Source organism: Coleofasciculus sp. C1-SOL-03, assembly GCF_040220555.1.
Lineage (GTDB): Bacteria > Cyanobacteriota > Cyanobacteriia > Cyanobacteriales > Coleofasciculaceae > Coleofasciculus.
Window position 1 is genome coordinate 48,252 of record NZ_JAVJUO010000049.1, and the last position, 9,198, is coordinate 57,449.

Genomic DNA, 9,198 nt, shown 5'->3' on the forward strand with positions numbered 1-9,198 from the left:
GTCAATGCCCATTTCTCACAGACACCAAAGCAGACATCATAAACCCGTATAGTTTGCCCGATTTTGACCTTTAAACAATGACAACACTACGCCAGTCACCCCAGCAGCAAACCAAAAAACAACGCGCCGCTTTTGTCCCCCCATTACCCCGCCCCTTAAACTTGCGGATGGATTCCCCCACGGAAGAAGTTCGGATCGAGATCGTACCGCTAATTGATGTTATTTTCTGTATCTTGACCTTCTTTATCCTGGCAGCCGTGGGGCTATCGCGCCAACAAGCCATTAATGTGGATTTACCCAAAGCCAGTACCGGAACCGCCCAGGGACGACAAATTCTGATGATCAGTCTAAATGAATTGGGGCAAGTGTATGTGGAAAAAGAGGAGATGATCACTCAAGAGAAGTTTATTCAACAACTCCAAGCTTACAAGCAACAAAACCCCAGTGGCGTGTTTGTCCTCTACGCTTCCCCCAACGCCATGTATAACGAAGTTGTGCAAGTCTTAGATTTGCTGCGGGAAGTCGGGGGCGATCGCGTAGCGCTAGCTAATTCTCCGGGAAAATCGCCGCAATTTCCGGGAACGAATCCCATGTCTCCGCCAACTGGAGTCCCCGAATTTAACCCCAATCCTGGACAAATGCCTGTTAATCCCGATGGCACATTTAACCCCAATTTGCCACCTCAATTTCCAGGGATTCCGGGTCAACCTCAATTTGGAACACCCCAACCAAATCCAGGGGGTTTATCCCCGTCTCCGGGACAATCCCAAATCAATCCCGGTGGTTCGGTGTCACCTAATTCTGGCACACCCACGTCACCGCAGCCGCAAGGGGAATAATTGTGGGTCTTCCGTAGTTGGTGTGCTAAATTGTTAGTTTGATTTTCCCAAATAAATATTGGACAGCAATAGCTTTAACCATTTTTACCCGAATTTCAATTTATTTTGAGGCGATTAAACGCTACAGTCCCTGTGTGGCATAGTTGGCGAGTTGGGCGATCAGTTCCACTTGCTGGATCACCAATGTCGCCATGCAAACATAGACGCAGAACGATCCCCGCCAAAATCAGCAGACTGATGCTTTTGATGATCCCCAAGCCGAGTGTGACCCAAAATTGCACAGGGATACCTCGGATCAAGGTCAATGTGTATTGAGTTAAGTCTTCGCCTCGGTAAAGTAACCAGCCATTGACACCGATAACCGTCAGACTCAGGACAATACCACTCAGAATCAAGATACCCCGGATGTTCTGACGCAGAGTCTGGCTTCCCTGCTTGAGCCAAGATACCTTCATCAACTGCTGGAAAATAACACCCACCAGCCAGTTTACGAGAGATAACAGAACCAGGATAAGGCTGACTTCAGCCAAGATGATGATGATAGACACACGGATTCGGGTCGATAGTTCATTGTTGATTGTTTATTGTACTCGCGAAAGGTTAAACCAGCTACAGGTCAATCTGGAAAAGGGTTTCAGGGTTTGTAAAGAAATGTTACGAGGAATTTATTAAAAAATATTGCCATCGTCTTGAAACAATTGCTAATGTATGCGTAATGAGTCGATTTTGGTAGAAGCTCGTTGATAGGAGGCTAATTGCATAAACACTGCGTTTATCTTGACGGTCAGGTGGTTGGCTGATTTAGCGAATTACCGACCAGGTATGTATCGGGTACTCGATCAACAACTCACGCTTCCGCATTCACCGAGTTCCTTTGGAGACATATCATGATCATGATTCACTCTTTGCAGTTACCGCATGACTGGAGATCATGTTCGACTCACGGGTGAGCTTTTCATAGAACCCGTTGATTACAAAGATTTGATTACTGTTTCACCACCCGATCACTCGCCTATTCACTCAAAAAATGGCGAAGCGTGAAACATATCCTACTCTTCAACGTTTTAGTGCAACTGAGAGATAATTCGACGTTCTGATTACTTATGTCTCACCTCATGCTGAGGCGGTTAGGAGGAGTTATAGACCCCTGAGCATGAATAATCGGAAAAACCGAGTGAGACTGAACTCAGTGAGGTTTTTGCCATGAATATTCAAGGAAAGACTGCTTTGGTTACCGGAGCATCGCGGGGAATTGGTCGTGCGATCGCCCTCGAACTTGCCCGAAACGGTGTTAAGCGCCTAATCTTAATCGCCCGCGATCGCCAACGTTTAGCAGCCGTGGCGGCGGAGATTGAAAATTTAGGTGTCGAGGTCGCTATTTTGGCGTTAGATTTAACCCAACTGGTAGACGTGAATGTAGAAATTGCACGCGCTTGGCGCACTTATGGACCCGTTCACATCCTAGTTAACTGTGCAGGTGTTGCCCATCAAACTCCCTTTTTAAACGCAAAACTGCCAAAGATGCAGGAGGAGCTGGCGATTAACTTGATGGGATTATACACGATTACCCGTCTGCTTGCCAAACGCATGGCAGCTCGACGCCAAGGCATCATTATTAACGTCTCCAGTTTAATGGGCAAAGTCGCTGCGCCAACGATGGCGACCTATTCCGCCACCAAGTTTGCGATTTTAGGCTTCACCCAAGCCTTGCGAGGCGAACTAGCGCCCTATAATATCCGGGTGATTGCCTTGCTCCCTTCCCTGACGGATACTGATATGGTAAGGGGTTTACAGCTATTTCGCTGGGTCATGCCCATGACACCGGAGCAAGTCGCCCAAGCCCTAGTCACAGGACTGCAAAAGGATTCACCAGAAATCCTGGTGGGATGGCAAAGTCATTTAGCCGTGTGGTGCAGTCGGATTGCGCCATGGCTGATGGAGAAAGTCTTACAAATGGCGGCACCTTTATCCCGAACGGGTGCATTACCGACAGTTGTCACCAGTCATCGTTGATGTAAGGTTTGATGGTGTAGGGGCGGGTTTCACGACTATCGTGTCGGTTGCGCCCAGATGTGACGAAACCCGCCCCGACTCAGGGTTCTAGTACAAGAAGGCAGAAGTCCGAAGGCAGGTGGCAGAAGGCGATGAGGAACATAATGTAGCTGCTTTTAAAGCTGGTTAACTGGTTAGTATTTGAAGCCGCGCTGCACTAGGACGTCCTATTCGCCCGCAGTATCCTGAGCAGAAATGGGGGATGTATTGCCGATCAGAGGATTTCTTTGGTGAGAGGCATCAAGTTTTGTATACTGAACTATATAGTATTCGCCATTTAAAATGACTACCCAAACGCCATCCATTCAATTTTTTGAAGGACTTCCTGAAGAACTGAGCAATGTTAGCTTGCGGCGAAATCGGAATTCGGGCGTGCGTTCAGTATTAATGAGTTTCGATTCCTTAAAAGCGATAGAAAAGTTCCAGAGTTATACCAAACGATTCGCCAACGCCTTGCTTTTAATTGATGAAGAAGGACAAATTAGTGTGGAACCATCCTCAGTTAAATTTATATTCGGTGGTCCAGAAGGCGATGATTTAAGGCGGGTAGACTGCGAATTTGAAATCGAGCGCCAAGATCACTGGGATCGGTTCATGCGCTTTATGCACCGCTATGCCGAAGTCAATGGTATGGCTTACGGTGATACCCAACAAGCACAGGGAGCAGAGTAACTCAATCGTGAAAATTGCTATTACTGGAGCAACCGGATTTATTGGTTCTCGCTTAGTCAAGCGTCTGCTGGAGTTAGAGCATCAACCGATGATTCTCACCCGAAACCGAGCCAAAGCCACTCGCTTATTCCCGAATTTAGAGATTATCGCCTATACTCCCACCGAATCTGGGTCTTGGCAAGAGGCGATCGCAGGGTGTGATGGGGTGGTAAATTTGGCGGGGGAACCCATCGGTGAGAATCGCTGGACACCGGAACGGAAAAAAGCAATTCTCGATAGCCGCCAACTGGGAACCCGGCGAATTGTTGAAGCCATCAACCAAGCGCAATCCAAACCCAGTGTCTTAGTGAATGCGTCGGCTGTTGGCTATTACGGGACTAGCGAAACAGCAACCTATACTGAAACCAGTCCCCCTGGAGATGATTTTCTCGCCCAAGTCTGTCAGGCGTGGGAAGCGGAAGCGCAAAAGGTAAAAGAGGCTGGAGTGCGGTTGGTTATCCTCCGGTTTGGCATTGTTCTCGGTGATGGTGGCGCACTAGCGAAAATGTTACCTCCATTTCAACTATTTGCTGGGGGTCCAATTGGTAGTGGGCGTCAGTGGTTCTCGTGGATTCACCGAGATGACTTGGTGAATTTGATTATCGATGCACTCACCCGTAATGACATGGAAGGGGTTTTCAATGCTACAGCACCCAATCCTGTGCGGATGTCGGAATTTTGTCAGACTTTGGGAGATGTGATGAATCGTCCCTCCTGGTTACCTGTTCCCAGTATTGCCCTAGAAGCGTTATTAGGAGAAGGGGCTAAGGTAGTTTTAGAGGGTCAAAAGGTGTTACCTAAGCGGACAACTAGCAGTGGTTTTAACTATGACTATGCCAATGTCAAACCTGCGTTAGCTGATATTGTGACGTCTAAGTGACACGCTTGGGGAAAACTTGTTTCGTCTTTTTGTCTTTGTTTGTAGTGAGAACTTTAGTTCTCGCTCCGCCTAGCCGAAGAGGGCTGAAGTTCCCTCACTACGTACTACATCTATCGCACCATTTTAGCTGTGCCACGCCACTACAAGAATTTTGTCATTATTGACATTAAGACGTTGCCAGCTTGGTGCTTCTCGGCGTCGGTTTGAAGATGCTCAAGTGTTACATGACCAAGGGCGTTGGACTGGTTCTATTTATTTAGGAGGCTATGCCATTGAAATCCTAGAAAGTAATGATTTAGCGAGTTATGAGCAACAAGTGGGTGAGAATAGTTGGTCAATTTTTTGGCTAAATTATGCTCTGTTGCAACTGTGTTATGCTATACCTGAATTACGTTCACTCCCTGAATTAGATCAACAGTTAGTTGAATTAGTTGATCAAGACAACCCTCCCCATTCTCCAATCGTCGAGTGGTTAGTCCATCGCACTCAATCTCCCCAAGCTGGGTCGCAAGCGGCTGATGAATTACGGGCGATTGACCGCTGGTTGCAAGAGAATAAAGAGGTCGTATGGCTACTTTATGATGAGTTAGATGCTGGTTTTGGTTCGACTCCAAAAGACTATGTTCGTCGCAAACAAGCACTTGGAGCGTTACTGGCTTGGTGGCTGGAGAGTGGGACAAGTCTCAGATGTATTGTCCCTAAAATATTTTTACGGGAAGATATTTGGAATCAACTTAACTTTACCAACAAAGGGCATTACACTGGGCGATCACTTCAACTCCGTTGGGATGAGGCTGATCTCTGGAGACTTGTGCTACGCCAAGCCTTAACCAGTTCTGCTACTCTTAGCCGCTTTTTGGAACAAAAATTGGGAGTAACAGTGGAACGACTAAATGCCATTGAGCTAGAACAACTTCGGACTAGCTTGTATCCTCTCTGGGGTGAACGGATGGGGCGGGGGAAAAAAGCCTATACTTATAATTGGGTGCGGACTCGTATTGCTGACGGTCAAAAGAACTGTTTCCCGAGGAGTTTAGTGTTATTGTTACAAGAAGCAGTTAAACGGGAAAAAGATTTCTCGACAGAGTATAGTAAAGAGATAGTTCTGCGCCCCAAAGCTTTGATTAATGCTTTTCCCTATGTTTCCGAACAACGTGTTGATGAAGTCCGCAACGAGTACCCCGAACTTAAAGACCATCTGGATAGATTACAAAATGAACGTTCTCCGATTGAGGAAGAGAGACTAGCGGAAATTTGGACAGTGGAGGATAACAAATTAACGGAAACTATCAGGGATATGATCGAAGCTGGTATTCTCACCGAACGTTCTCGTGCCAATGATCCGCCGCCTCGTGTCTATGCGGTTGCTGAACTGTACCTGTATGGATTGAATATGGTACGCAAAGGACAGCGTTAGTATCCCACGATGGCGGACTGACACAGCTAAAATTGTGGAATAGATTTGGCGGTGAAACCGGGCGCACGGCGTGCGCCCCTACAATGCTAATCCACCAATTAAGGTGTGCCACGCCACTACGGTATATTGCTAAATCTTTAAAGCTTAAGTCTTGTGATTCTGGGAGCATAGTCTTGAAGGAAGATTGCGGACATGATAAATTAACTAGATATTGCTTTGATAAAGCAGATGAGCGAAAAACAGAAGATGTTAGCGGGAGAGCTATATCTAGCATCTGACCCTGAATTAAAAGCATTACACAATCGAGCCTGTCATCTCACCCGCTTGTACAACGCCACAACTGAAGACGAAATAGAAACGCGATCGCAACTTTTACAAGACTTATTTGGCAAGCTGGGATCTAATCCTCAAATTAGTCCTCCCTTTTACTGTGATTATGGCAGTAATATCTATGTTGGCGATAATCTCTACATGAACTATGGCTGTGTAATTCTCGACTGTAATACAGTTCACCTAGGCGATAACCTTTTATGTGGTCCCTATGTGCAGATCTATACCGCCTATCATCCCACTGATCCCGCCCAAAGATTAACTGGACGCGAACTGGCTGCACCGATTAAAATTGGTAATAATGTTTGGATTAGTGGCGGTGCAATTATTTGTCCAGGTGTCACGATTGGTGATCACACAACGATTGGTGCGGGTAGTGTTGTGACCAAAAGTATTCCCGCCAACGTTATCGCCGTAGGAAACCCCTGTCAGGTTATTCGACAAGTGAGTCCAACTCAACCTCCCATCCTGGACATTTAACCCAAAAAAAGGCGATCGCTCTCTCTTGTTAAGAATTAACAGCGATCGCCCATTCTTATCTATCAGTGGCGTTGATTAAATAAAGACCCTTATCAAACACGTCACTTGAATCTGAAAATGCACCCTAACATCCATCTGCTATCACTAAAGTTTCACTTACCAGTACCTGTTCGCGTCGAGCCATCTCTTTTCAACGAATTGCTCCACTAAGACAGGTTTTACCGTCATACAAAGCTTGGTCAAGCTTGAAAAACCTAACGGCTTTTTTGGGTAAATGCGCCCTATCTAAATATCGTCAACATCAATCGTCTACAGCAATGGGATTTTCTTTTGGCTATGAGAGTAAATTCCCTTGCTGTAATACATCCAAGCAACCTTCTTTAGAAGGAATATTAACTATGGTAGAAAAGGATACAATAATTGTCAACGCTTTCGTAATACACTGTATTATTTCTTCAATGAAATCGTCAGAACATGGACAAGGAAACAAGAAACGGGGAATAGAGAACAGTCAGGAGTTGACACTTGTTAATATTTCTTAATACTTTATGTCCAAGAACTAACCGATTTTTTCCAAAATTATAGTCGGGGCAATCCATGAATCACCCCGACTCATGATATGGAGTAATTGGGACGAACGGTAACACCTAAGCTGTTTGGTATTTGAACCTGAATGTCAATAATGGTGAAATCCTTGTCGGGTGAGCATCTTGCTCACTACCCATTCCCAATTTACATGCGTGACAGCTTAGTCTCCGATCAAGCCACTCCCACTAACTTGGCACTTAACTCCCACATCCGTTCCCCCTTTTGATCATCGCGGGCTTGGGGAGAAACCTTCTGGACAAAGGATTGACCATTTTTCTTCTGTCGGTTCCCCCAACTCCAATAGACACCGGATTGGCTATATTCAGGATCGGCAACGACAGCAGCAACCCGTTCACCTGCCAACTCCTGCGACACATACCCACCCGTGATGTGTTTCTGGAACAAGGGAAAAAGTTTCTGAAACAAGGGATAGTGATTGCGGAACAGGGGTGTATCAGCCACACATCCTGGATACAGGGAACTGAAGACGATACCGGTTGATTCGTGATAACGCCGATGCAGTTCTCGCATAGTCAGAACGTTACAGACTTTGCTATCTTTGTAAGCTTTGACGGGTTCAAACTTTTTGCCGTCAATCATCGAGTGAGGCTCTTTGAATCCCGCTTCAAACCCCTTGAGTTCCCCTAAGTCGGGACGCGGTGGAATCTTTCCACCCAATTCATCAGGATTGTGAGTCACCGTTCCCAAAATAACCAGCCGGGGAGACTCTGCCGAGGAATGCTTCAAATCCTCTAGCATCAGATGAGACAAGAGAAAATGTCCCAGGTGATTTGTGGCAACGCTTAACTCATACCCTTCTGGCGATCGCAGAGGTTCCTTGAGTAAGGGCATATAAATGGCAGCATTACACACCAAGGCATCTAAGGATTTGCCACTTTCCCGGAATTTGGTTACAAACTGACGCACACTCTCTAAGCTACCCAAGTCGATATGCATTATCGTGTAGCTGTCTTCGGGGATACCCACCTCTTGGGCAGCGTTTTGGGCTTTCTCTAAATTCCGACAAGCCATCACCACATGCCAATTTCCCCGTTTCGCTAGGGCTTTGGCAGCATATAAACCCACCCCTGATGAGGCACCCGTAATCACAACCGTTGATTTTTGATGTTGTTCCATTGGCTTCAAAACTCCGTTAACCACCGTTAACTGCTTTCTAGGATTTCATCCCACTGATCTACCGATTTTACAGTTGAGGAGATCCAGTTGATCAAAAAAATTTCCGGTGGATCGGGTAGAGAGGCAGCGTGGAAAATTGTGACCTCGCTCACCAAAGGGATTCTGTCTGGTCACGCTGAGGTTGCATTGAAATTACTTATCCAGACCATACAGTATCACCAATCTTATTTTGTATCATCACCTAGGTTGTGTTATTCAATCCCTAGATCTTGTCTTTACAATTCCATATATTTGTTAAGAGAAGTTTAGAAAGCCACTGATTTGTAGTTAATTAATAATTATCGGAAGATTAATAATGACTTATTGCAAACTTTCTCATCACCAATCCCAGCGCGGCGATAAAATGTCGTTAAAATTACGGTACAAAACGTTCAAGTCAGGAACTGAGGATAAGTTTGAGGCGTGGATTACCCAAATAGAAGATGAGTGGAACGATGAAATCGCTGCCTGTCTTCAGGGTCAATTTCCTGATTGGCGTAGCTAATTAGAAGTTGGCTTCGGCAGGGTCATAAGATTCAACAACCCCACGCTACTAACGTGGAGCGTGGGGATTGCCGGACAAGCGGCGATTTAAACCGTTGAATACCGCATTGAGTCCCGGTTTGGTACAGACACCCGGATGCTTCCCTAGTCCGGATACTCTCTAAAACCTTTTGTCGGGTTGTTGTTAAGACAAGACATCTTAACCGGGATGGCGGGAAGGG

General features: G+C 46.0%; 10 protein-coding genes. 7 read left to right on the top strand and 3 right to left on the bottom strand.

Annotation, left to right across the window (positions count from 1 at the left end; genetic code table 11):
* Positions 1-77 precede the first annotated feature (77 nt).
* Positions 78-839 (top strand): biopolymer transporter ExbD, encoded by a 762-nt coding sequence (locus RIE73_RS07420; RefSeq protein WP_446400583.1) that lies wholly within the window; start codon positions 78-80, stop codon positions 837-839.
* Positions 840-934: 95 nt separating this feature from the next.
* Here the strand turns inward: RIE73_RS07420 and RIE73_RS07425 are convergent, their stop codons facing one another.
* Entirely contained in the window at positions 935-1,387 is a 453-nt protein-coding gene (locus tag RIE73_RS07425) for a hypothetical protein (RefSeq protein ID WP_446400584.1), read from the bottom strand.
* Positions 1,388-2,042: 655 nt separating this feature from the next.
* On the opposite strand from RIE73_RS07425, the gene RIE73_RS07430 reads away from it, so the two are divergent.
* The 5 genes from RIE73_RS07430 to RIE73_RS07450 all read left to right on the top strand — a co-directional run bounded on the left by RIE73_RS07430 (position 2,043) and on the right by RIE73_RS07450 (position 6,709).
* Positions 2,043-2,852, top strand: coding sequence for an SDR family NAD(P)-dependent oxidoreductase (locus RIE73_RS07430; RefSeq protein WP_446400585.1), 810 nt, complete (start codon positions 2,043-2,045; stop codon positions 2,850-2,852).
* Positions 2,853-3,173: 321 nt separating this feature from the next.
* The gene (psb28, locus tag RIE73_RS07435) at positions 3,174-3,563 is read left to right on the top strand and encodes a photosystem II reaction center protein Psb28 (protein WP_446400586.1); all 390 of its coding nucleotides are present in this window, start codon (positions 3,174-3,176) and stop codon (positions 3,561-3,563) included.
* Positions 3,564-3,570: 7 nt separating this feature from the next.
* On the top strand, positions 3,571-4,482 hold the full coding sequence (gene thyD / locus RIE73_RS07440) for a thylakoid membrane protein ThyD (RefSeq protein ID WP_446400587.1): 912 nt from the start codon (positions 3,571-3,573) through the stop codon (positions 4,480-4,482).
* Between the two features lie 151 nt (positions 4,483-4,633).
* A complete protein-coding gene (locus RIE73_RS07445; protein ID WP_446400588.1) occupies positions 4,634-5,899 on the top strand; it encodes a P-loop ATPase, Sll1717 family in 1,266 nt (421 codons plus the stop codon).
* Between the two features lie 228 nt (positions 5,900-6,127).
* Positions 6,128-6,709, top strand: coding sequence for a sugar O-acetyltransferase (locus RIE73_RS07450; RefSeq protein WP_446400589.1), 582 nt, complete (start codon positions 6,128-6,130; stop codon positions 6,707-6,709).
* 759 nt (positions 6,710-7,468) lie between these two features.
* Here RIE73_RS07450 and RIE73_RS07455 read toward each other — a convergent pair.
* The gene (locus RIE73_RS07455) at positions 7,469-8,434 is read right to left on the bottom strand and encodes a protochlorophyllide reductase (RefSeq protein WP_446400590.1); all 966 of its coding nucleotides are present in this window, start codon (positions 8,432-8,434) and stop codon (positions 7,469-7,471) included.
* Between the two features lie 355 nt (positions 8,435-8,789).
* Here RIE73_RS07455 and RIE73_RS07460 point away from each other — a divergent pair, with 355 nt between their 5' ends.
* On the top strand, positions 8,790-8,978 hold the full coding sequence (locus RIE73_RS07460; protein ID WP_446400591.1) for a hypothetical protein: 189 nt from the start codon (positions 8,790-8,792) through the stop codon (positions 8,976-8,978).
* A 31-nt stretch (positions 8,979-9,009) separates the two neighbouring features.
* Here the strand turns inward: RIE73_RS07460 and RIE73_RS07465 are convergent.
* On the bottom strand, positions 9,010-9,198 hold a 189-nt coding region (locus RIE73_RS07465), incomplete at its 5' end, for a hypothetical protein (protein WP_446400592.1).

Bases quoted from the DNA above. Each gene is read 5' to 3' on its own strand.
- RIE73_RS07420 (WP_446400583.1), top strand. From the start codon at position 78: ATGACAACACTACGCCAGTCACCCCAGCAGCAAACCAAAAAACAACGC.
- RIE73_RS07430 (WP_446400585.1), top strand. From the start codon at position 2,043: ATGAATATTCAAGGAAAGACTGCTTTGGTTACCGGAGCATCGCGGGGA.
- psb28 (WP_446400586.1), top strand. From the start codon at position 3,174: ATGACTACCCAAACGCCATCCATTCAATTTTTTGAAGGACTTCCTGAA.
- RIE73_RS07450 (WP_446400589.1), top strand. From the start codon at position 6,128: ATGAGCGAAAAACAGAAGATGTTAGCGGGAGAGCTATATCTAGCATCT.
- RIE73_RS07455 (WP_446400590.1), bottom strand. From the start codon at position 8,434: ATGGAACAACATCAAAAATCAACGGTTGTGATTACGGGTGCCTCATCA.
- RIE73_RS07460 (WP_446400591.1), top strand. From the start codon at position 8,790: ATGACTTATTGCAAACTTTCTCATCACCAATCCCAGCGCGGCGATAAA.